The sequence below is a fragment of the Paraburkholderia sp. BR14320 genome (assembly GCF_040948665.1).
Taxonomy (GTDB): Bacteria; Pseudomonadota; Gammaproteobacteria; order Burkholderiales; family Burkholderiaceae; genus Paraburkholderia; species Paraburkholderia youngii.
In genome coordinates this window covers 83442-103635 of record NZ_JBFPKG010000005.1, presented here as the reverse complement: position 1 = coordinate 103635, position 20194 = coordinate 83442, and the positions used below count along the sequence as shown (strand labels likewise).

The 20194-nt window shown below is 60.8% G+C and carries 20 protein-coding genes, 1 tRNA gene and 3 pseudogenes; 10 read left to right on the top strand and 14 right to left on the bottom strand.

Translation table 11 applies throughout. From position 1 onward, the window contains the following. Nucleotides 1–33: 33 nt before the first annotated feature. The gene (locus tag AB3X89_RS07415; protein ID WP_368582575.1) at nt 34–834 is read right to left on the bottom strand and encodes a transporter substrate-binding domain-containing protein; all 801 of its coding nucleotides are present in this window, start codon (nt 832–834) and stop codon (nt 34–36) included. Nucleotides 835–1045: 211 nt separating this feature from the next. Beyond that, on the bottom strand, nt 1046–1801 hold the full coding sequence (locus AB3X89_RS07410; RefSeq protein ID WP_368582574.1) for a DeoR/GlpR family DNA-binding transcription regulator: 756 nt from the start codon (nt 1799–1801) through the stop codon (nt 1046–1048). Nucleotides 1802–1880: 79 nt separating this feature from the next. Between AB3X89_RS07410 and AB3X89_RS07405 the strand changes: the two genes are divergently transcribed. Beyond that, the gene (locus AB3X89_RS07405) at nt 1881–2480 is read left to right on the top strand and encodes an NUDIX domain-containing protein (protein WP_368582573.1); all 600 of its coding nucleotides are present in this window, start codon (nt 1881–1883) and stop codon (nt 2478–2480) included. On the opposite strand, the gene AB3X89_RS07400 is transcribed toward AB3X89_RS07405, so the two are convergent. Beyond that, the gene (locus AB3X89_RS07400; RefSeq protein ID WP_368582572.1) at nt 2463–3197 is read right to left on the bottom strand and encodes a haloacid dehalogenase type II; all 735 of its coding nucleotides are present in this window, start codon (nt 3195–3197) and stop codon (nt 2463–2465) included. The two genes, AB3X89_RS07405 and AB3X89_RS07400, sit on opposite strands and share 18 nt — an antisense overlap. A 223-nt stretch (nt 3198–3420) precedes the next feature. On the opposite strand from AB3X89_RS07400, the gene AB3X89_RS07395 reads away from it, so the two are divergent. Further along, nucleotides 3421–3867 (top strand): SRPBCC family protein, encoded by a 447-nt coding sequence (locus AB3X89_RS07395; RefSeq protein WP_368582571.1) that lies wholly within the window; start codon nt 3421–3423, stop codon nt 3865–3867. 116 nt (nt 3868–3983) lie between these two features. Here the strand turns inward: AB3X89_RS07395 and AB3X89_RS07390 are convergent, their stop codons facing one another. From AB3X89_RS07390 to AB3X89_RS07370, 5 genes and pseudogenes are all read right to left on the bottom strand, one after another. Beyond that, nucleotides 3984–4676 (bottom strand): CBS domain-containing protein, encoded by a 693-nt coding sequence (locus tag AB3X89_RS07390; RefSeq protein ID WP_368582570.1) that lies wholly within the window; start codon nt 4674–4676, stop codon nt 3984–3986. A 370-nt stretch (nt 4677–5046) separates the two neighbouring features. Continuing rightward, nucleotides 5047–5294 (bottom strand): annotated as a pseudogene (locus AB3X89_RS07385) (transposase); the annotation flags it as partial. Between the two features lie 861 nt (nt 5295–6155). Then, on the bottom strand, nt 6156–6554 hold the full coding sequence (locus AB3X89_RS07380) for an RcnB family protein (protein WP_368582569.1): 399 nt from the start codon (nt 6552–6554) through the stop codon (nt 6156–6158). Nucleotides 6555–6709: 155 nt separating this feature from the next. Further along, nucleotides 6710–7051 (bottom strand): DUF4148 domain-containing protein, encoded by a 342-nt coding sequence (locus AB3X89_RS07375; protein WP_368582568.1) that lies wholly within the window; start codon nt 7049–7051, stop codon nt 6710–6712. A gap of 1287 nt (nt 7052–8338) precedes the next feature. After that, nucleotides 8339–9256 (bottom strand): mechanosensitive ion channel family protein, encoded by a 918-nt coding sequence (locus AB3X89_RS07370; protein WP_368582567.1) that lies wholly within the window; start codon nt 9254–9256, stop codon nt 8339–8341. Nucleotides 9257–9851: 595 nt separating this feature from the next. Between AB3X89_RS07370 and AB3X89_RS07365 the strand changes: the two are divergent. From AB3X89_RS07365 to AB3X89_RS07350, 4 genes and pseudogenes are all read left to right on the top strand, one after another. After that, nucleotides 9852–10428 (top strand): annotated as a pseudogene (locus AB3X89_RS07365) (cytochrome b). A gap of 626 nt (nt 10429–11054) precedes the next feature. Continuing rightward, nucleotides 11055–11726 (top strand): DedA family protein, encoded by a 672-nt coding sequence (locus AB3X89_RS07360; protein ID WP_368582566.1) that lies wholly within the window; start codon nt 11055–11057, stop codon nt 11724–11726. Between the two features lie 47 nt (nt 11727–11773). Next, nucleotides 11774–12805: an AI-2E family transporter gene (locus AB3X89_RS07355; RefSeq protein ID WP_368582565.1), complete on the top strand. Its 1032-nt coding sequence runs from the start codon at nt 11774–11776 to the stop codon at nt 12803–12805. 79 nt (nt 12806–12884) lie between these two features. Next, a pseudogene (locus AB3X89_RS07350) lies at nt 12885–13136 on the top strand (IS3 family transposase); the annotation flags it as partial. Nucleotides 13137–13218: 82 nt separating this feature from the next. On the opposite strand, the gene AB3X89_RS07345 reads toward AB3X89_RS07350, so the two are convergent. Next, the gene (locus AB3X89_RS07345) at nt 13219–13716 is read right to left on the bottom strand and encodes a hypothetical protein (RefSeq protein ID WP_368582564.1); all 498 of its coding nucleotides are present in this window, start codon (nt 13714–13716) and stop codon (nt 13219–13221) included. Nucleotides 13717–13849: 133 nt separating this feature from the next. Next, complete coding sequence (locus AB3X89_RS07340; RefSeq protein ID WP_368582563.1) at nt 13850–14092, bottom strand: hypothetical protein; 243 nt, start codon at nt 14090–14092, stop codon at nt 13850–13852. 233 nt (nt 14093–14325) lie between these two features. On the opposite strand from AB3X89_RS07340, the gene AB3X89_RS07335 reads away from it, so the two are divergent. The 3 genes from AB3X89_RS07335 (at nt 14326) to groL (ending at nt 17150) form a co-directional block, all read left to right on the top strand. Next, the gene (locus AB3X89_RS07335; RefSeq protein ID WP_368582562.1) at nt 14326–14964 is read left to right on the top strand and encodes a diguanylate cyclase; all 639 of its coding nucleotides are present in this window, start codon (nt 14326–14328) and stop codon (nt 14962–14964) included. Nucleotides 14965–15133: 169 nt separating this feature from the next. Continuing rightward, nucleotides 15134–15451, top strand: a complete 318-nt coding sequence (locus tag AB3X89_RS07330) for a co-chaperone GroES (RefSeq protein ID WP_026228167.1) — start codon at nt 15134–15136, stop codon at nt 15449–15451. A 76-nt stretch (nt 15452–15527) separates the two neighbouring features. Continuing rightward, the gene (gene groL, locus AB3X89_RS07325) at nt 15528–17150 is read left to right on the top strand and encodes a chaperonin GroEL (RefSeq protein ID WP_368582561.1); all 1623 of its coding nucleotides are present in this window, start codon (nt 15528–15530) and stop codon (nt 17148–17150) included. Nucleotides 17151–17213: 63 nt separating this feature from the next. On the opposite strand, the gene AB3X89_RS07320 is transcribed toward groL, so the two are convergent. From AB3X89_RS07320 to AB3X89_RS07305, 4 genes are all read right to left on the bottom strand, one after another. Continuing rightward, nucleotides 17214–17286, bottom strand: a tRNA-Lys gene (locus AB3X89_RS07320). Between the two features lie 42 nt (nt 17287–17328). Further along, nucleotides 17329–17892: an Hsp20/alpha crystallin family protein gene (locus AB3X89_RS07315; protein ID WP_368582560.1), complete on the bottom strand. Its 564-nt coding sequence runs from the start codon at nt 17890–17892 to the stop codon at nt 17329–17331. A 148-nt stretch (nt 17893–18040) separates the two neighbouring features. Next, nucleotides 18041–18448, bottom strand: a complete 408-nt coding sequence (locus AB3X89_RS07310; RefSeq protein WP_368582559.1) for an Hsp20/alpha crystallin family protein — start codon at nt 18446–18448, stop codon at nt 18041–18043. 15 nt (nt 18449–18463) lie between these two features. Next, entirely contained in the window at nt 18464–18904 is a 441-nt protein-coding gene (locus AB3X89_RS07305) for an Hsp20/alpha crystallin family protein (protein ID WP_368582558.1), read from the bottom strand. Nucleotides 18905–19151: 247 nt separating this feature from the next. Here AB3X89_RS07305 and AB3X89_RS07300 point away from each other — a divergent pair, with 247 nt between their 5' ends. Further along, nucleotides 19152–19535, top strand: coding sequence for a hypothetical protein (locus AB3X89_RS07300; protein ID WP_368582557.1), 384 nt, complete (start codon nt 19152–19154; stop codon nt 19533–19535). Nucleotides 19536–20194: the final 659 nt, after the last annotated feature.

Genomic DNA, 20194 nt, shown 5'->3' with positions numbered 1-20194 from the left:
GGCCGGCGCGGGTACGGGGGAACGACGAGAAATTTACTGCGCGAGAGGCTGCGTCACGTCGGTGCCGAACCAATGCATCGAGATCTTCTTGAGCGTGCCGTCCTGCTTCATTTGGGTCAGCGCATCGTCGATTGCTTTCGCGAACTTGGGATTGTCCTTGCGGAACGGGATGCCCATTTCCTGATCGGCGCCTTTTAACACCGCGCCTGTACGCAGAGGCAATTGCGAGTTCTTGATGATGTACGGCAGCATCAGCCGGTCGTCGATCGTCGCGTCGATACGCTTGGCGGCGAGATCGCGCAGCTTCTCGGGTGCGCCCGGATAAGTCTGCACGTTGATGCCGGGCACTGCGCGCGCCATCTGGTCGTAGTTGGTGCCGAGCGTCACGCCGATCTTCTTGTCACCCTTGAATTCATCGAGCGATTTGAACTCACGCTTGTCGTCCGCCCGTTGGATCAGTTGCGCGGCCGAGTACGTGTACGGCTGGCTGAAATCAAGAACCTGTTTGCGTTGCGGGGTAATGGTGACCTGATTGATGATCACGTCGAATTTGCCACTCTGCAGCGCCGCGATAATGCCGCTCCACTCGGTCGGAATGAACTCAGGTTTCACCCCGAGCTTCGCTGCCAGGGCTTTCGCGACATCGACGTCGAAGCCTTCCAGTTGACCGTCCTTGTTGCGCGAGTCGAACGGCGGATAGGTGCCTTCTAGACCGATCTTCAGGACTCCAGCCTGTTTGACCGAGTCGAGCAGATCTTCGGCATGAGCCGCGATTGCGGTAAAGCTGAAGGCGGAGATGGCCAGCGCGTTAATCAGCAGCTTCGAAAGTTTCATTGAGTGTCTCCTCTGTACTTGAGTATCAGGCTGCACAACGCAACGATTTCATCATCGTGTTCACACCCCCGACTGTTCCGTTTCGTGGAACATGTCGGGGTGCGGCGTCATCCTAGCACTCCAAAAGTCGTCTGTTTTATCTTTGTTCGGAGGCGGGGGAGCGACGCTTCGAGCCCACGATCATGCGAATCAGTCAATTCGTGGAGACACCCTACGCCTTCACCACGCTCACCCCAGCCGCTTCAATCGGCTTCGTCAATTCCGCGCTGGTCTTCTTCTCGACCACGATAGTTTGCGCGAGCGTGATCTCACCGATCACGAACCGCGACGCGGCGTTCAGTTTCGACGCCGACGCGAGCACGACCGTTTCCGCCGCGCGCGCGGCGAGCGCGCGCTTGATCGCGGCTTCCTCGAAGTCGCCGGTGCTCAGCCCTGCGCTCGGATGAACGCCGGTCACGCCCATGAAGTACAGGTCGGCATGAATGCGCGAAATGCCTTCCATGGCCGCGGCGCCGACCGCCACGATCGAATGCTTGTAGAGCCGCCCGCCAATCAGAATCACGTCGACGCAAGGATGGGCGGCCAGCGCCGTCGCGACGCTCGGACTATGCGTGACGATGGTCGCGCGCAAATCGGCCGGCAGCTCCTGGACCAGTAGCGCCGACGTGGTGCCGCCGTCGACGATCACCGTTTGCCCCGGCACGATCAGCGCGACCGCTCGCCGCGCGATGCGCCGCTTGGCGAGCGTCTCGATGTCCTGACGCTGCTCGAACGACGCGAGCGCCGCAGACGCCGGCAACGCGCCGCCGTGGACCCGCTGCAAGCGCCCCTCCGCGGCCAGTTCGCGCAGATCGCGGCGGATCGTATCTTCCGACACGCCAAAGGCCACGCTCAACTCGCCAGCGAGCACCTGCCCGTTGCGCGCCAGCTCGTCGAGGATCGCTTTCTTGCGTTGGGTGGTCAACATTCGATTGCACGAAATCGCTTGAAATTGCACGAAGTTGCACGATACCATGAATCATCGTCGATGCTCGACAGGAGGCACCATGACTGCAACGAAAGACCGGGTACGCATCGTCGGCACGACCTTGCTATCGGACGACTGGTACACGCTGAAGAAAGTGACCTTCGACTTCCTGCGCCGCGACGGCACCTGGCAGCGCCAGAACCGCGAGACCTACGATCGCGGCAACGGCGCGACGATCCTGCTGCACAGTCCATGCACCGGCAACGTGATACTCACGCGGCAATTCCGCATGCCCGCGTTCGTGAACGGTCACGACGGCATGATGATCGAAGCGCCGGGCGGATTGCTCGACGACGCTTCGCCGGAAGAGCGCATCCGGCTCGAAGTCGAGGAGGAAACGGGGTATCGCGTCGGCGCGGTCCACAAAATTTTCGAGGCCTACATGAGCCCGGGTTCCGTGACCGAAAAGCTGTACTTCTATGTCGGCGAGTACGACGCGTCGATGCGCGTCAACGATGGCGGCGGCGTCGAAGATGAAGGGGAAGATGTCGAGGTGATCGAAATGCCGTTGCAAGCCGCGTTGCGAGCGGTCGAGGCAGGAGAAATCGTCGACGGCAAGACGATCATGTTGTTGCAGTACTTCGCTTTACGTGGGGTTGCGTCAGCGCGGGCAGCCTAGTTGCGTCGCGAGTTCGTGCAGATCGCCGACGACGAAGTCCCACGCCTCGTCAGCCTTCAGATCGCTCGTCTGCTGCGGGCCATGCTCGGTGGGCCGCAGCACGAACGCGGTGCTCAGACCGACGCGCCGGGCAGCGGCGAGATCGTTGTTATGCGCGGCAACGAGGCATAGCTCACGCGGTGCGATGCCGAGAATTTCCGCTGTTTCGCTATAGACCCGCGGCGAGGGCTTATAAGCGCGGACGACTTCGGCGCCGAGAACGGCATCCCAGGGCAGACCGGCACGCTTTGCCATGTCCACCATCAGGCGAATGTTGCCATTCGATAGCGGCGCGATGATGAAGCGCGCCTTCAGGCGCTGCAATGCGTCGACGGAATCGGGCCACGGGTCCAGCCGATGCCAGGCGAGGTTCAACTCATCGATCTCGGGCTCAGTAACGTTGACGATGCCCAAACGCGTCAGCACCTTGACGAGGTTTTCCCGGTGCAGCACGTCGAGGCGCACATACGGTCTGCGTCCGCTTCGCACTTCTTCCATCGCGGGCGAATACTCGCGTCGCCATGCGTCCGCGAAGTCGGATGCGTCGAGATTCGGCGCGTACCGCTGCAGAAACGGTCGCGCTTCACGCGCGACGCCGCTTCGCCAGTCAACCACGGTTCCGAACACGTCGAACACGAAAGCTTTGATGGTGGTTTGGCTGGTCGAGTCGACGCCCATAATTGTCCTTTGCGGGTATGGCACGAACAATCCATCTTAGGCGAAAAGAACGCACGCGTTGGTGGCATCGCGGCTGAGTGGACGCATGGGTCGTCATGAACGAGGAGCCGCGCAGGTGCTGAGAACCGTCCAGGGTTTTGCCTGGTCTCGCGCGTGTCGATTCCCGCAACGGCGGCGCGTCGTGACAGTATGTTCAACCCCTTCAGTGAAAGGCACACTCATCATGGCTACCGGAACCGTCAAATTCCACCGTGTTTTGCGCACGACACCCGAGCGTATCTATCGAGCGTTCCTCGAACCCGCCGCGATCGCGAAATGGCTGCCGCCGTATGGTTTCACCTGCGATGTGCATCAGATGGATGCACGCGTCGGCGGCACCTACAGGATGTCGTTTCATAACTTCGGCTCGGGCAAGGGTCACTCGTTCGGCGGCGAGTACCTCGAATTGGTGCCGTTCGAAAAGATCCGCTACTCGGACTCTTTCGACGATCCGAATCTTCCCGGTCAGATGCATACAACCGTTTCGTTGCGGCAGGTGCCGTGCGGGACCGAACTGAACATCGTGCAGGAGGGCATTCCCGAGATGATTCCGGTCGAGATGTGTTACCTCGGCTGGCAGGAGTCGCTCGCGCAACTGGCGAAGCTGGTCGAGCCGGAGATCCCGGACTGACATTCAATAGCGGTCGCTTGCTCCATCATCCAGCAAATAAGCGAGCCCGGCGCGGTCCCAAACCGCGCCGCCCGCACTCAACCCGGGAAGGTTCGGCACTTTGACGGGCGCGCCGGCTACATCGTCGGAATCACACTCGGCGACTCCAGATGGCTCTCTACCCGCTTGATGCCGGGCACGTTTTCCGCGGCGATGCGGATCGCGCGCTTCTCCTCATCGGATTCGATGATGCCCCACAGATGCGCGACGCCGTCCTTGACGAATACACCTTGTTTCGCGAGCCCCCAGCGCTTTCCGTGCATCTCGTGCACGATTGCGTCGCGCAGGCTCGCGTCGTCGTGCGAGCCGGTGTCGATTATCGGCTCGACGGAGGCGAGCGCGCGGATCAGGTTCGAGCGGCTGACGATGCCGACGAGCTGCCCATCCTTCAGCACCGGCACGCGTTTCAGATGCCGGCGCTCCATCAGGTCGGCGATCTGGTGCAGCGGCATGTCTTCGGGAATCGAAATGACGTTCTCGCACATCACGTCGCCGACCACATGCCCATGCTCCTTGATATACCTCGCGGCCTGCTCGCGCGCCGACGAGGACAGCAGTTCGAGCCACCATCGACGTTTGCCGTGCCCGGTGCCGTTTTCCACACGATGCAGCAGATCGCCCTGGCTGACGATGCCTATCACCCGCCCATCGGCGCCGAGCACCGGCATGCCGCTGATGTGGTGATCGACGAACAGCTTCGCTGCGTCGTGGATGGTCATATCCGGTGTGGCGGTAATGACCGAAGAAGTCATGATGTCGAGCGCGCGCATGTTCTTCTCCTGTGCGGGCCGCGACGGGTCCTCATCGGTCGCACGCGTCGCGCGAGTTCGGCAGACGCACCGGGGACGAGGCCGCGGTGCTGAGGCGCCTTGAGTGTAGGTTAACTTTACCGGCTGGTACGCAACACAAGGCAGAACTTCCCGCTGCTAATGGGCTACGACAACGTCGGCGGCGAACCATTTTCAATACCTGATTAACGACAAGGTCGGTTTCAGCCGGAATGTCGCTTAGTGCGTTGCAGCAATATTTGAGGTCGCCCGGAATGTAGGTGTCTCCAATGCCTCATCCCATCGCCTGGAAATGGTCCTGACGCCGGCGGTCCTAGCCCTAGTTCGGGCAGTCAGGGCCGAACGACCACCGGTCCAGTAGTCTGCGCTTGCCCGGTCTCATCGCAACATGCCAACGGGCTGCGTCTGCCTCGCCATCTTTTCAATTCCCTGCTATCCGGCGTCAGTGCAAGCAGCGGTGGTGTCGTGCACATTGGCCGCCGTTGCAATGACTGTATGAACCGGTCCTGAGTCTGCGTCGACGCAGGCGTGCGATTTCGTTCCGAAATTCCAGTTGCCGACTTTCTGCGTTGAGTGCATTCCCGGATCCGAGCTGCCCGTCTTGGCATTGAAGGCTCGAGCACCCACCGTTCAGCGGCAATTCAGGAACGCAATGCGCAACACCGTCCATCGAACTTTCAACGACGGCTGCAAGGTTCAAAGCATTATCTACTGGACCTCACGTTCGACTGTATTCGATCGACTCAACAAAACATGGCTCGTTCTGCAGACGATGAGTCGTCACGATATGAGCGACGAATCTCACAGAATCCGGACGTTCGAGGTATTGGGCACAGACATTCACTGATATGTTGTCGGCATGCCTCGTCGAGCAGCGATGCATCAATATCTGCGATCAGACTATCGCTCCATCCGCGATGGCTAAGAAGCGATCCGGCGGCATAGATAGCTTCGTTTTTCGTTGGACCAGCGTATCGTCGCCTCCGCACCGCGCAGCGCTCACGTTTCATCAACCTTTGGCTGATTTGCAATAGTTAGCGCCGCTGCTTCAAGGCTCGCTTCAGCGCGATTTCCAGTTCGAGGTGTTATCTGGCGTCCGAGAAGACTTCGCCTCATACGGCACCCAATCGTGAGATCGCACGCAAATTCTCGCTTGGCACTTAGAAGGGCATCAGAGGATCGCAGCGCGTCAGCATTCGCCCATACATTACATTGGGAAAATTGACCAGCGTGGCGACTCGGTCGGACCGGCGGTTGCAGATCTTGATAGATCAGGAGGAGTTTCATCGCGAACGGGCCGAGGATCACCGGCAAACTCGAAAAGACTGCACATCCTGCTTTGTAATCTTAGGCGAAGCCTCCGCATCCGGCACCCGGAGAATCTCACTGGCAAAGTTATCGTCGAATCTGTCGGCTATCTGCCCGGATGAATCGAACCCGTTTACATCGTTGCCGCCAATGCTAATGGCCGGAGAACAGGACCTCCGCAATGATGCCGCTCGCGACAGCGGCGAGCACGTAATCTCCGTTCACCCCGACCCAGTGATAACCGTGCGGCGGCGGTCGGAGGCCGTGACCACGCCAGTCGTCGACGACGTAGTTGCGATTGCGGTACTCGGGCGGAAGCCGATCGCCCTGACGCCAGTCGGCGTGCGGCATCGGGCCGCCCGGCCGGCCGTGATAGGCCTCATGCGGCATGGGGCCATGTCCGTGAACGGGCGGCGGACGCATGTCGTGTTGTTTGGGACCGTGCGCCGACCAGTCACTGCGATGCTGATTGTCGTGAGGCTGGGCGAAAGCGGGGATCGACGCACCGAGTAGGGTTGCAATCATGAGTTGCGCAAGCAATCTTGATTTCATGGCTGCCTCGAGAGGAGAATTGATCGAAATAAAACAGTGGCGTTTGACGGCGATTATGTTTCCCTAGCCGTTCAGCGGAGACGGTCAATGCGCACGCTCTCTGCGCACTTCGATGGAAAGACGGTCGGACGCAGGGCCGTCCGACCGTCAGCCGGTTAGTGACCGAAGTAAACCGAGCCCGGGCCGGTCCGAGCTGCTTCGCTCGTGTAGGCATGGCTGCCCGCTTCCGACGAACCGCTTACGACGCCACCCACTCCGGACGTGTCCCCGTGTTGCGCAGCAACCTTGGCTTCTGCAGCCTGAATGTCCGCTGGATATTCGCGCGGGTTTGCACGGGCCGGGTTGTAGCCCGCTGCTTGTATTTCGACCAGTTGCTCACGGACTTCAGCGCGGGTTAGCGGATGGTTTGCTGCCGCGTTTGCTGCGGCGAAAACCGTAATCGGAGCAGCGAAGGCGATGGCGGCGACAAAGGCGGCGAGTTTGACGAGGGGCTTCATGGTTACTACCTCCTTGGTTGTTGGTTGGCGCTACAAGCTTCTGCTTGGTTTCAACCGTTAAGAGAAGTGTAAGGAAATAGTAAACAAGGGTAAACACCTACTTTGCAAGGGACTATTGCGTGAAATGCAATAAATTGGACCTATTAACGCAACATCGCCGATTTGCCGCACGAATTAGATGATATTCGCCTGCGGGTACGGGACAAAAATGGCCGTCGTCGCTCGCGCACGTCAAAGTCGGAATGTTGACGTCGCCCGACGCGCTCGAGCGGTTGAACGGGCCGTCGCGTGATCAACGGACAGTGGGCGTCGATCGCATCGAAGAAGCTGCTGCGTGCCTTGTTGCTGCAGGTGTGTCAATCGCGAGCGCACGCTGATGGAGCAGATGCGCCATGCCTGCTGATTCGCTGATTCGTCAGGCCGGCCATCGAACATGCGGTGCGGGGATCGTCCGGTGTTATCGAAGAACGTGAGGTTCCTGGACGACTTGAAGTGTTCCTGTACGGCTTTTCATAAACCTTCATCGGTACTCCAAAGGATCCGCAAATTCGTCCGATATTGAATTTGAGCGACATGTGACGTTGGCCCGGTTTCGCGGACAGATTTGTAGTCAGCCATTTTGATGCGGGCTAGCCTCCGTTAACAGTTGACTCGCGGGTCGTCCACGGCCGGACGGCGGGTCGCTTCGCTCGACCATGACGCCGTGCGGCGGTGAGCAACCCGCGATGCGATGTCGGTTGATGTGGCGCATGCAGGTTTTCAAATTCGAGCGGCGAGCAATAACCGATGCGGCTGTGCAGGCGGAGCTCCACAGATCATCGCCTGTTCGCCGAGCACCGTTGGGGCTCGGTCGTTGTGCAAACCCCCGCTCGTTCTCGCCGCCGATGCAATAGATCCCGGAAAAATCACCTGGTTGAATGTGCGGCGGCCTCCTTTATTGCTGCTACATCGTCCGTCACTGCACCCTCGTTGCGGGACGTGGAGAAGCGTCAATGCAGTGGCCTTCGGGCTCAGCCGTGACGTAGGCGAGCGCCATTTCGTCCAACGCGGCGGAAATGGATGCGCTCGATAGACGCGCGTGGGCATGGGCATGTATCACGACCTGCGGTGGCAGGTCGAGGGCAACCGGAATCCTCCACACTCACAACCGGTGGAACAACGTCTTTCGATCAGGTTGCGTCTCACCAGGGTTGACGCAAAGGTAGCTTGATATTGACCCCTTCGGTTTCAAGCTCGCGCATTCCGATCTCGGTGCATTCAACAATTTGCGGGATCGAAGAACCGACGTTACACCCCTCGCTCCGGTTTTCTGGTCTGGGATGCCTCTGCCGGACCCGCAGGCGTATCGGCGGCCGCCGCTGCCGTCGCATTTTGTACGATGTGCAACTTTCTGGCGCGCAACGGCAGCGAACATTGCGCGTCGGTCAGTGTTTGACGCACTTTGCGCGCGAGTTCCCAGCGCATGGTCCAGAACATGTCCGTGTTCGACCAGACGCGGATATTCAGTACCGCCGTGCTGTCGTCGAAGCGGATGACCATCACCTGTGGAGCGGGATCATTAAGCGCACGCGGATCGGCCGCGGCGAGGTTGCGCAGTGCATCGAGCGCGCGATGCACATCGTCATCGATCGAGATCTCCACTTCGAGGTCGAGTCGACGGATCGGATTACGGCTGAAGTTGCGTATCGAGTTGCTCCACAACGTGCTGTTTGGCACATATTCGCAGATGCCGTCGGGTTTGGTGAGGCGCGTCGTGAACAGGTTGACTTCGACGACCGTGCCCGCGACACTGCCGGATCCGCCCTCGATAAAGTCGCCGACTTTGAAGGGCCGCAACACGATCAGCATGATGCCGGCCGCGATGTTCTGCATCGTGCCTTGCAGCGCGAGACCGATCGCAAGGCCGGCGGCGCCGAGCACGGTAATGATGCTGGCCGTCTGGACGCCTAATTGCGACAGCGCGCCGACAATCGCGACAATGCGAACGCCCCACAGGCCGACGTCGCATAGGATCGGTCGTAGCGTGGCGTCCATGCGTGGTTGACGCGCGAGAAGGCGGCTCAACGACACCGAAGCGCGGCGCGCGACCCACCATCCGATGATCAATATCGCCGCAGCGGCGCACAGCCGAATCGAGAACGCGGCGAGCGTATCCAGCAGGAAGTCCCATCTGTCCGGACTGATTTCGACGAGAAGATTCCCCATATGTATTCGTGATGCCTCTATTGGACAGCGGCTAGATTAGGTATCACGGCACTGGCCTGTCGCCGAGGACCCTACCACGCGGCGATAGCAGCTCCGTCGGCCTCGCCGTTGCTTCAGCATAGGAAAGAATCGTTGCGCAGGGAAGACGCGCCAGAACGAGCCTCGTCAGACGGACTCCGCGGGTCGTACCTGCTCAAGCGCGATGACCGCTCGCGTAGACCATCGGGCCCGTGTCCCCATACCGTTTGGGCTTATTCCCGTAGGGTAGTCTTGAGGTTCCGCGCGTGGTAGGAGGGCATTGAGTCAAATGCAGTTGGTGGACCGCCGTCAGCCGGCGCACCGCGGAACTTCCTTCCTGAGTGCCCATGAAGATAATGCGCCGTGGGTGTGCTGACGACCGGGCGGCTGGTGGCTGAAGGTTTCGACCATCCAGCGCTTGACACGCTGTTGCATCAGCACTTCGATTGGGCTGCCGCCTGTCTGAGAGGGACGTTTTGTTCGTAACGCAGTGCGTTGTCTACACCAAACGCAATACCGTCAGTCGTACAATCGGCGAATCGATGCTCGGTCCACACCTTTCTCCAACGAGGTGACTATGTCGGTCGCGGCCCGTTATGATGGCATTTCACGGTTTCTTCACTGGTTAATCGCTGCACTCGTCACTGCCCAAATCTAATTAGGCATGGCCCATGCCGGACGTTCATAACGGCACGAGGGCGGTCGGCCTAATCGCCGGGCACCTGTTGGTAGGCACTGTGCTGCTGGCGGCCATGATGTGCCGCGTCCTCTGGCGTATTTCGCATCGACCGCCGGACATCAAGATCGCACGGCCATTGCGCATCATCTCCGCGGTAACGCAGTTTGCGCTATACACACTGCTGATCGTAGTGCCCCTGCTTGGTTGGATTAATGCCTCTTCGCGTGGCTGGAACGTCACATTGCTCTCGGCGGCTATCCCACTGCCCGCATTGTCGTCGACCGGCTCCTCCTTCGATCACGAAATGGGTGATGTTCGTGGTGTCGTTGCGTGGGTACTGTTCGCCCTGATTTGCTTGCATGTTACAGGGGCGCTACTGCATCGGTTCGTCTTTCGCGATCAGGTTTCGCAGCCATTGTGGGCCGAATCGGCGAAGTCGGCGAGAATGAGCGGAGACAGCTCCAAGCCGAGATAGCGCTTCAGGCAACAGCAAATCTCCTTGTTTGACATTCCTTCCCTGGTTGCGCCGCTCGACGTACGCGCGCAGGTCCCCGGATCGCTCCGCATTCTCACCTTGGCAATGACCCAAAGGGCGTTGCTTGCTCCACGGTGGCGAATCGTTGCCGAAGCGGTCGGGAGTGTTGAAGATCGAGCGTCCGGGCATGGCGTCGAGCGTCTTGAGCCCTTCTGTGAGCGCGAAAGACTGTTGGGTGCACGGTCTCAAACAACACGACATGCGTCCGCCGCCCGTTCACGGTCATGGCCCATGCCGCACGCCGACTGGCGTCAGGCTAATCGGCTTCCGTGCACGTCAAGCGCGTCTGAAGGCGAGCCAGAGCATTCAATCTCTAACTCAACGAGATCGAGCAGGCATGTCCAGCGCGAGAAGCCAGCCGTGTGCACGCTAGCAGAGCCTTGCCGCAGGCGGTGGGGCACCCAGGCGCCCCCAGTCCCCGCACTCGGTACGCGAAACGGCGCGATCCGGCTGCTCGCGACGTCATGATGCCCAACGCGATTGCGCCCGACTAGCTCATCGAGCGGGACTGCCGCGCGCTTGTCGCTATACTTTCCTCTCGACGAGCGCTCACTTTGCCGGCCCGTATGGCGATGTTCATCCAATTCCTCTTGCAACTGGAACAGGACCTCGAAACGCTGCTGGTCCAGCATGGACCGTTGGCCTACGCAATCATCGGGGCGATCGTCTTCGGCAGTGTTGGCGTACTGCCGCTCGTCATTCTGCCCGCGGACATGCTGCTGTTCATGTCCGGGGCACTCGCTGCCGTCGGCGTGCTGCAGCCTCTGTGGCTCGCGCCGTTGCTGGTCGCCGCCGCGATTGGAGGAACAGTGTTCAACTATGCGCTGGCACGTGCCGTCGCCTCGGTATGGAAACCGAAGCGCAGTGGCTGGATCGACAAGGTAAGTGCGCGAACTCGCGCGCTCTATGCACGTCACGGCGCCGCGCTGCTGCTGTACTCTCCGTTCATCGCAATCGTCCGCGCGGTCGCGCCCGCGCTCGCCGGCGCGTTGAAGATGCCGTTTCGCCGCTTCGTGCGATTCGCGACCGGTGGCGCTGTGATCTGGATATGCTCACTCGCGGGGCCCGGTTATTTTTTCGGCAACGTGCCATGGGTGCGCTCGCATCTGCCGGCTGCGATGGCGATCGTGATCGGCGTGGGGGGCGTCGCGCTCGTCGTTAGCCTGTTGTGGCGAGGACGGCACAAGCGCCGTATCGGCGATTCGATGCTACCCGACGAAAGATCCCGCTGCGACTGAGGCGCCCACCCACAACCCAGCAAGCAGCGCTGCTCGCGAGGAAACGCATGAATCAGGGTCTGCTGAAATGCACGTGCGCGGCCATACTCGCCACACTGTTCGGGTGGGGACTGTATGTCGGGCGCCCTGTGCTGGTGCCAATTGCGTTCGGCATCATCGCGACTTACGTGGTCTTCGGCCTCGCCAATCTGCTGCGCAGCTTTCCCTACGTCGGTGCACGCCTGCGGGAAGGCCCGCGCCACGCAATCGCTGCGACGCTGATGCTCTTCACGGTCTACCTGTCGGTCAGCCTACTGCTGTCCGACAGGGACCGGCTGATGGCCGTCGCGCCGAAGTACGAGGCGACGTTGCTCATACTGCTTACCAAATTCGCCGCGCTGCTGCACATCGAAACGGAGGCGAACTGGGCTGCGATACGTCGCGATCTGTTAGCGAGCGTCAACGTGCAGGCGATCATGACCGCTACTCTGTCGTCGGTGTCGTCGCTCTTCGCGGCGATCATCGTCGTGCTGCTTTATGCTACGTTCTTCCTCATCGAGCACGCGAAATATCGCCGCAAGCTGGTGAACTTCGCGGGCGGCTCGGCGCGCATCGTGTCGGTAATCGACGAGATCAACTCAAAAATCGGCATCTATCTCGCCATGAAGACCCTGCTCGGCGCAATCCTTGGCATCGCGAGTTGGATCTGCATGTGGCTCGTCGGACTCGAATTCGCAGAGCTTTGGGCGGTGCTGATTGGCCTGCTGAACTTCATCCCGTATGCGGGCTCATGGATTTCGGTCGCGGTGCCGACGCTGCTCGCGGCGCTGCAGTTCGGCCAGTGGAACGCGGCAATCGTGCTGTTCATCTCGCTCACGCTCGCGAACTTCATAGTCGGCCATCTTCTCGATCCATGGCTGATGGGCGGCTCACTGAACCTGAGCCCCGCGATAATCCTGATCAGTCTGGCAGTTTGGTCGTCGATTTGGGGCATCGGAGGGGCCTTCCTCGCAGTGCCGATCACTGTCGGCCTGGTCATTGCGCTTTCGGCGTTCGAATCGACACGTCGTTTCGCGGCTCTCCTGACGAACGATGACTAACATGTTGAGGCGACGCGGCGAAGCGCTCGATTGCCCGGGGGGAAGCTTGACGAGTCCGCGTGCGACGACCGGTTCAATACCAGTGAAACAGGTTTGCGACGTTCTCGGTGTGGCGCGTTCAATGTGGCGGTAACACTTGCTCGACCCACTCATTGGCGGAACGGACGCACGGCTCGACAAACCGATGACGCCGAACTGGTGGAAAAATCAGGCGCGCAATCGCTGACTTGCCGAGCTGGGGCTACCGACGCGTGTGGGGCACAATGCGCAGCGAGCGGGCGAGCCAGTGCGCCACTCCATTAATGCCAAGCGTCTTTATCGCGTGATGCGCATACAGTTCGGGATGGCCGAGAGTTTTGGGAGGACGCGATGAAGGTTCCCAACGAGGGGAATTCGACACTACGACACCTGTGCTAGTCGCGCTGGAGCGAGCGAGGCACCAGCGAATGCACATCGCGGCCGACTGGCAGCCCGATCGCCGAGAGAAGGGATCGGGCCTCGCTGAAACCGCTCTCGGGATAGCGCTCGAATATCCGGTTAAATTCTTCGACAAGCAGACGGGCACGTTTCGGCACGGGAGCGTCTGGTCCCAGCATCAAGGCAGTTCGTCCGAACTTGACTGGTCCAGCCTTGATTACGGCGCGCAGAGCCGAATTCGCGCTGCCGCGCCCGAACAACTCCATGCCGTATGTGCGGATCATCGCGCGCACGATTGCTTCAGCAGCAGGTGTAAGCGGCGGCAAGGCCTGTACCAGCCGCAGATGCGGCGAGCGCACATCCGGCGCGGTGAAGCGCCCGATATCTTCTATGTCGGCCTCCAGCCTATGAACCGGTAGGTCGGCACTGAAAAGCAGCAGCCGTATGTGGTCGTAGAACGCGTCTTCGGCTGGATCGATGACTGTAGTCTCCATCGTTCTTTTTCCTTGGGCGGCGACGTTGGCCCAACCGGACCAGGGCGAAACTGCAAGAGGCGAGGCGGGCGGTGCGGGCGTGCCGCACGGTACCCGCTTCGCTTCTCGGCGGCAGGCATCGGGTCGGTGCTCTTTAGGTCCGTCGGACATACCGTTCCGAAACGACCGAGCGTCCATGGATCCAGGCGACCGCAAGCTCCAGCGCTTCATCGCGCGCCTCCTCCACGTTGGAGAAGTCTCCATCAACGCCGAGCGTGCGTATCTCGCCTGCCCGATCGGTGATGACGGCCGTCGCTGCGTAGCGACCCTTCTCGGTGGCGGTAACCACCGGCCTGATCTCACAGCCGTGATACTCCATGATGTTCTCCGCTTGCATATCACACCTCCGGCAGAGTGTTGTACCTCAGGCGACACAGATGATTCGGGATATGCAGCATCTCACGAAGCGCGAACCTGACCACGCGCTCCAGTTCGCCTGCCCGTGGGATGCCCCACCGACAAACAGATCGAAACACGCAACGCTTGGTCGCGACTGCCTGAGCGATGGATAAAATAGCGCAAGGAACGCAAATTTCAAGAGGCCCTGCAACATGTCATCCGGGAGGCTTCATGGAACTTTTCGACAGGCTTCAGGAGCAGATCGACACCGTGCGTCTGCCGCTCTTTGCCGTCACCGTCACGGCGGTGGCTCAGGTGAATACCCCGCTTTTTGCGATACTCCACTGGCACGGATTCCGGCGAGCGACGCCGCTTGTCCTGCCCGGCATCGAGATCCCGCGACGACCGGTTCCGGGGTCGGCCTTTCGCTTCGACGCACCGTGGCACAGCTTTGAGACCGTGGACGCCATGCTGCTGGATGCCGGCTGGCAATCCGGCGCGTGGGACGTCGAGCGCGTCGAGCGGCGAGGCTGCAACGTGATCGGTGCCAGCCAGGCCGAGGCGCTCGCTTGCCGTCAGGCGTTCGGAAACTATCCCGAGCACGGGGCCCGCGACCCGCAGCTTGTCAGCGACGATACAGACCGCGACGCGCTGATGCGTCTTGCCGCGCACAGCGGCTACCTGCGCTGGCTCTTCCGGCCGGTCAAGGGCGGCCTATGGGGCACGCTCAACGAACCCGACGACACCCTCGATGCGGATGGTGGACGCCAGCCGCCCTGTCCGGTGCTGCCTGAACCCCCCCGCCGGGATCGGCGCGGCCGCACGGTTTATCGCCTCGGCAAGGTGCAGCGCCTGCTGCTGCCGCGTTGAAATATTCTGTTACAAATAGACATTTTCACGCCCCTTGAAGCGCGGCATTGGCGCCTCTATTTCGCTTTCCGCCAGACATTGGCTCGGCTGCACCGCGGCGAATTACGCGCCCGGATCCCCGCAGCCGGATTCCCTTATTGGTGATCCTTTAATCGCTCAGGAGATGGAAATGCAGATTCGTCCCCTCTACGACCGGGTTATCGTCAAGCGAATCGAAACGCAGCGGACGACGGCTTCGGGCATCGTGATTCCCGATTCAGCGGCAGAAAAACCAGAACAAGGCGAAGTCGTCGCAGTCGGTAGCGGCCGGCTGCTGCAGGATGGAACGCTGCGCGCGCTCCAGCTGAAAGTCGGTGATCACGTGCTGTTCGGCAAATACGCAGGCCAGACCGTCAAGGTCGACGGCGAGGAGTTGCTCGTGATGCGCGAGGAAGACGTCATGGGAGTCCTCGAGGCCGACGCGGGCGCCGCCCGAAAGGCCGCCTGAAACCGCGTTCCGGTCGCGGACACCCGACCGGCTGTTCGCGACGCGTTTAGTCAACGACTTTACCAGGAGCAAGAACATGAGTGCAAAAGACGTCAAATTTCACGACAGTGCTCGCGCCCGTATCGTCAAGGGCGTGAATGTCCTCGCCGATGCGGTCAAGGTCACGCTCGGACCCAAAGGACGCAACGTGCTGATCGAGCGCAGCTTCGGCGCGCCGACCATCACGAAAGACGGTGTGTCGGTCGCAAAGGAAATTGAACTGAAGGACCGCTTCGAGAACATGGGAGCGCAGGTGGTCAAACAGGTCGCCTCGAAGACCGCTGACGTGGCGGGCGACGGCACTACCACCGCCACCGTGCTGGCGCAGGCCATCGTGCAGGAAGGCATGAAGCACGTCGCCGCTGGCATGAACCCGATGGATCTCAAGCGCGGCATCGACAAGGCTGTGGCCGCAGTGCTCGACGAACTGCGCAACCTGTCGAAGCCGATTTCCACCAACAGGGAGATCGCGCAGGTAGGTTCGATCTCGGCGAATTCCGACGAGGCGATCGGCAAGATCATCGCGGACGCGATGGAAAAAGTCGGCAAGGAAGGCGTGATCACCGTCGAAGACGGCAAGTCGCTCGACAATGAACTGGATGTGGTCGAAGGCATGCAGTTCGACCGCGGCTACGTGAGCCCCTACTTCATCAACGATCCGGAAAAACAGGCCGCGTATCTCGACGACGCATTGATCCTGCTGCACGACAAGAAGATCTCGAGTATCCGGGACCTGCTGCCGGTTCTCGAAGCGACTTCGAAGGCCGGCAAACCGCTGCTGATTGTCGCGGAAGATATCGACGGTGAAGCACTGGCCACGCTGGTGGTCAACGCAATGCGCGGCATCCTGAAAGTTGCGGCCGTCAAGGCCCCCGGCTTCGGCGATCGCCGCAAGGCCATGCTCGAGGACATCGCCGTGCTCACCGGCGCGACCGTAATCTCCGAAGAGACGGGCAAGCAACTTCAGAACGCAACACTCGAGGACCTGGGGCGCGCCAAGCGCGTGGAAGTTCGCAAGGGCGACACGATCATCATCGACGGCGCAGGCGACGAAAAGCGCATCGAGGCACGCGTGAAGTCGATCCGTGCGCAGATCGAGGAAGCGACTAGTGACTACGATCGGGAGAAACTGCAGGAGCGCGTGGCAAAGCTCGCAGGCGGCGTGGCCGTGATCAAGGTCGGGGCGGCGACCGAGGTTGAGATGAAGGAAAAGAAAGACCGCGTCGACGACGCGCTGCACGCGACCCGCGCGGCAGTGGAAGAAGGCATCGTGCCGGGAGGTGGCGTGGCGCTTTTGCGCGCGCGTTCGGCCGTGACGAGCCTCAAAGGCCTTAACATTGATCAGGACGCGGGCATTCAAATCGTGCTGCGCGCACTCGAAGCGCCAATGCGCGTCATCGCCTCGAACGCTGGCGATGAGCCTTCCGTGGTCATTGCCAAGGTGCTGGAAGGCAAGGGCAACTTCGGCTACAACGCGGCCACTGGCGAGTTCGGCGATCTCGTCGAGGCGGGAGTGGTCGACCCCACGAAGGTTGCGCGCACGGCGCTGCAGAACGCCGCGTCGATTGCCGGACTGATCCTGACGACGGATGCAACGGTGGCTGAAGCGCCGAAGGACGAAAAGCCGGCGCAGGCGAGCGCGCCGGAACTGGAGTATTAACCGCTTCTGTTCCGCTCCGCACCGGTCAGCGAGGCTGACCGGTGCATTTTCTTCATGGCAATGTGGGTCGTACTGGATTCGAACCAGTGACCAACGGATTAAAAGTCCGCTGCTCTACCAGCTGAGCTAACGACCCAATCCTCTCTTTTTCGCCGTTATAGCGCTTGGGACGCTCGCCCTAACCGATATCGATCGTGCGACTCGTGGACGGGGCCGGCTCCGTTTTCGGCACGGTCAACGTGAGCACGCCATTGTCGAATTTCGCAAGCGCGCGACCGGGATCGGCGTATTCCGGCATCGGGATCGTGCGTACGAAGCGTCCATGAGCACGCTCCAGCCGATAGCAGCCGTTTTCCTCACTGTGCACGTCCTGCTTTTTCTCACCGCGCAGCACGATCGCGCCGTCCTCGACGCTTGCCCTCACGTCTTCGCGTTCCATCCCCGGCAGTTCTGCGGTGACGCGCAGCACCGGTCCCTCGTCGACAACGTCGATGCGCGGCTGGAAGCGCGATGAACTGAAGTCGCCGAACCATCGTTCCACCGCGCCGCGGCCAGCAAACGGGTCGTGAAAGAACTCTTCCACTGCGCGCCACGGCTCGCGGGAGAACAGTCGCGGAATGTCGGGCCATGCGCTACGCCACGGTTCGCCGGCGGGCGTGCTCTCCGGGTTGTCCGCATCGGTCTTTCGCACAGTCCCGCGAAGGAACTTGAAGGGGTTCCACTTCTTCGGATCGCTGTTCATCGTTTCCTCCTCTGTGATCTGTCAGAGCGAACAGGATTGCGTTCTTGCGTCACGGCGCGATCAGGACCCGGGCCTGCGCTGTCGGAGGGTGGCAGCCAGGCCGCCGCCACCTCGGGTGCTTCCTGGCGTTGCCGCCGACGCGCCGACTTCAGCCCGTACGCACTTCGATCCGCCGCGGACGCGCTTCGTCGCGGCGCGGGATCGTGAGCTTCAGTACGCCGTCCTTCAGGCTTGCCTCGATCTTGGACGTATCGAAGTCCGGGGAGAGCGTGAAGGTTCGCGCAAAGCGTGGCTCACGGATCTCGGCATGCTGCAGCCGCAGATTTGCCGGTGTCGGCACGACCGCCTCGGCCTCAATGGTGAGGTTGCCGTCATGAACCCGCACATCGAGCTTCTCTTTGGTGACTCCCGGCAGGTCCGCCCACAACGTGACGCCCTGGGTGTCCTCGTAGATATCGACAGCGGGAGTGATCGTCATCCGCCGCGCGGACGACCCGCTTTCGTTGCGCGTCACCGCGGACGGTTCGCGCTTGCTCAGTTCAGTGGTATCGCTCATTTTCGCCTCCTGGAATTACTGGACGGTGATCGCGCAAGGCTTCGACGATTCGCGCTTGCCGATAGCGATCGACAGGCAGCCATTCTCGTAGCGCGCCTCAACCTTGTCGGGATCTGCGTTCTCCGGCAGCTCGATGACCCGCCGGAACGCGCCAGTGAAGCGCTCCTGCGCATAGACCCGGGCATCCTCGCCGGTATCCGGTCGCGCTGGCTTGCGCTCACCGCTGATGGTCAGCAGCCCTTTATCGATCGATATGTCGAGTTCGGCCGCATTGACGCCGGGTGCAAACGCGACGATGTGAATCGAGTCGTCGGTGGCGCCAATGTTGACGGGCGGGAGCGAGCCGAGGCGGCTTGCCCGAAGACTGGAGGGGAAAGTACCGAAGAAGTTTGCCATCTGCCGCTGCAGCCGGTCGAACTCGCTGAAGAGGTCAGTGCCAGAGTAAAGATCGCTCATGATGTAGTTCTCCTCAGGTGACGCATCGAGGTGAACCAGCCTACGCGCTCCGGTTCGCCTGCCAGCGTCTGGCAAATAAATCGAAACACGCAGCGTACGATCCCGTGAGCACCGCACGTCTGCCTGAGCGAAACCTAAGATAGGCTCTGCGGCAGATTTTTCAAGGGAAGAGTGCAGGGGCACGCTTGAATTTTTTGAGGCCGGCCCTATTATCGCGGACGAGGCCGTTTGACCACAGGAGGAGGTCATGGAATTCGATACAGACTGGTTGACGCTGGGCCCGCACCGCGTGCGGCTGCGCTCGACGAAGGGCTTCCCGACGGAAGCCATGCGCAAGGCAGTGGAGGTCGTACGCATTGCGGTCGACAGCAACATGAGCGCCCGCGCGCGCCTCGTAGAAGTTGTCTGCCGCCAGGAGAAGATTTACGAAGTCACGATTGGCACAACAGTGGCAAAGGACAAGGCATGTGGGCCACAACTCGAGACGTTTATCGCTGGCGTGCTTGGCCTCCCATCGGACCACATCAACCTGATCGTCACGACGGTGGAACAGTCCGAAGTGGATTTGCACTTTGGCGTGTATGAGAGGATGCTCGCCGAAAAGCTCGGTACGGCGCCGCCAATCCAGTGACACGGCACGCTCGCAAGCGGAACCCCTAACCACGGGGTGTGCCAGTGTCTGGTCACGCGGATTCAGATGCTCAAAAGTCTGACGATTTCCCGTGTGGCGCGCGTTGCGATCTATCTTTGGGCGGCTGTGCGGCTGACGCCTTAGCTCGGCAGTACCAAGGCCTCGGCAGCATTGAAGAACTTGAATTTTTTAGTTAGTTAAACTAGTTTATATCCAGCTCAGGCAGTGTGCTGAATCATCCACTAATTGCACACTGCGTGTTTCGATTTGTTTGCCCCGCAGCATGGCAGGCGAACTGGAGCGCGCAAGCCCGTTCTCTTCCTTGCTGCCTATAAGGAGAAGACAATGAGCGACCTTCACCCTCGCCCGTACTCCAATCTGTTCGAGCATCTGAACCGCACGACTGCCTCCGTTCTCGACGTTCTACGATCGCTTCGGGAACGCGCTGGTCGCTTGCTCGATGCACAGGTCACCGCGATGCGAACCACGATCCGACGGTGGATCTCGCACATACGCAGGCGCTAGCGCAAAGTGATTGACAAAGCATGCGGCGCCGATGCCTTTCACCACAGCGGCGAATTGGACAGGGGCGCCACGCTCGCTTAGCCGTTGGCGCCACTGGCGTGCGCGACGTTTAGCCAGGCGATGACATGGTGATC

Bases quoted from the DNA above. Each gene is read 5' to 3' on its own strand.
- AB3X89_RS07335 (WP_368582562.1), top strand. From the start codon at position 14,326: ATGGAACTTTTCGACAGGCTTCAGGAGCAGATCGACACCGTGCGTCTG.
- groL (WP_368582561.1), top strand. From the start codon at position 15,528: ATGAGTGCAAAAGACGTCAAATTTCACGACAGTGCTCGCGCCCGTATC.
- AB3X89_RS07375 (WP_368582568.1), bottom strand. From the start codon at position 7,051: ATGAAGCCCCTCGTCAAACTCGCCGCCTTTGTCGCCGCCATCGCCTTC.
- AB3X89_RS07315 (WP_368582560.1), bottom strand. From the start codon at position 17,892: ATGAACAGCGATCCGAAGAAGTGGAACCCCTTCAAGTTCCTTCGCGGG.
- AB3X89_RS07300 (WP_368582557.1), top strand. From the start codon at position 19,152: ATGGAATTCGATACAGACTGGTTGACGCTGGGCCCGCACCGCGTGCGG.
- AB3X89_RS07410 (WP_368582574.1), bottom strand. From the start codon at position 1,801: ATGTTGACCACCCAACGCAAGAAAGCGATCCTCGACGAGCTGGCGCGC.
- AB3X89_RS07340 (WP_368582563.1), bottom strand. From the start codon at position 14,092: ATGCAAGCGGAGAACATCATGGAGTATCACGGCTGTGAGATCAGGCCG.
- AB3X89_RS07390 (WP_368582570.1), bottom strand. From the start codon at position 4,676: ATGCGCGCGCTCGACATCATGACTTCTTCGGTCATTACCGCCACACCG.
- AB3X89_RS07380 (WP_368582569.1), bottom strand. From the start codon at position 6,554: ATGAAATCAAGATTGCTTGCGCAACTCATGATTGCAACCCTACTCGGT.
- AB3X89_RS07415 (WP_368582575.1), bottom strand. From the start codon at position 834: ATGAAACTTTCGAAGCTGCTGATTAACGCGCTGGCCATCTCCGCCTTC.
- AB3X89_RS07395 (WP_368582571.1), top strand. From the start codon at position 3,421: ATGGCTACCGGAACCGTCAAATTCCACCGTGTTTTGCGCACGACACCC.
- AB3X89_RS07310 (WP_368582559.1), bottom strand. From the start codon at position 18,448: ATGAGCGATACCACTGAACTGAGCAAGCGCGAACCGTCCGCGGTGACG.
- AB3X89_RS07355 (WP_368582565.1), top strand. From the start codon at position 11,774: ATGAATCAGGGTCTGCTGAAATGCACGTGCGCGGCCATACTCGCCACA.
- AB3X89_RS07400 (WP_368582572.1), bottom strand. From the start codon at position 3,197: ATGGGCGTCGACTCGACCAGCCAAACCACCATCAAAGCTTTCGTGTTC.
- AB3X89_RS07330 (WP_026228167.1), top strand. From the start codon at position 15,134: ATGCAGATTCGTCCCCTCTACGACCGGGTTATCGTCAAGCGAATCGAA.
- AB3X89_RS07370 (WP_368582567.1), bottom strand. From the start codon at position 9,256: ATGGGGAATCTTCTCGTCGAAATCAGTCCGGACAGATGGGACTTCCTG.
- AB3X89_RS07345 (WP_368582564.1), bottom strand. From the start codon at position 13,716: ATGGAGACTACAGTCATCGATCCAGCCGAAGACGCGTTCTACGACCAC.
- AB3X89_RS07305 (WP_368582558.1), bottom strand. From the start codon at position 18,904: ATGAGCGATCTTTACTCTGGCACTGACCTCTTCAGCGAGTTCGACCGG.
- AB3X89_RS07405 (WP_368582573.1), top strand. From the start codon at position 1,881: ATGACTGCAACGAAAGACCGGGTACGCATCGTCGGCACGACCTTGCTA.
- AB3X89_RS07360 (WP_368582566.1), top strand. From the start codon at position 11,055: ATGGCGATGTTCATCCAATTCCTCTTGCAACTGGAACAGGACCTCGAA.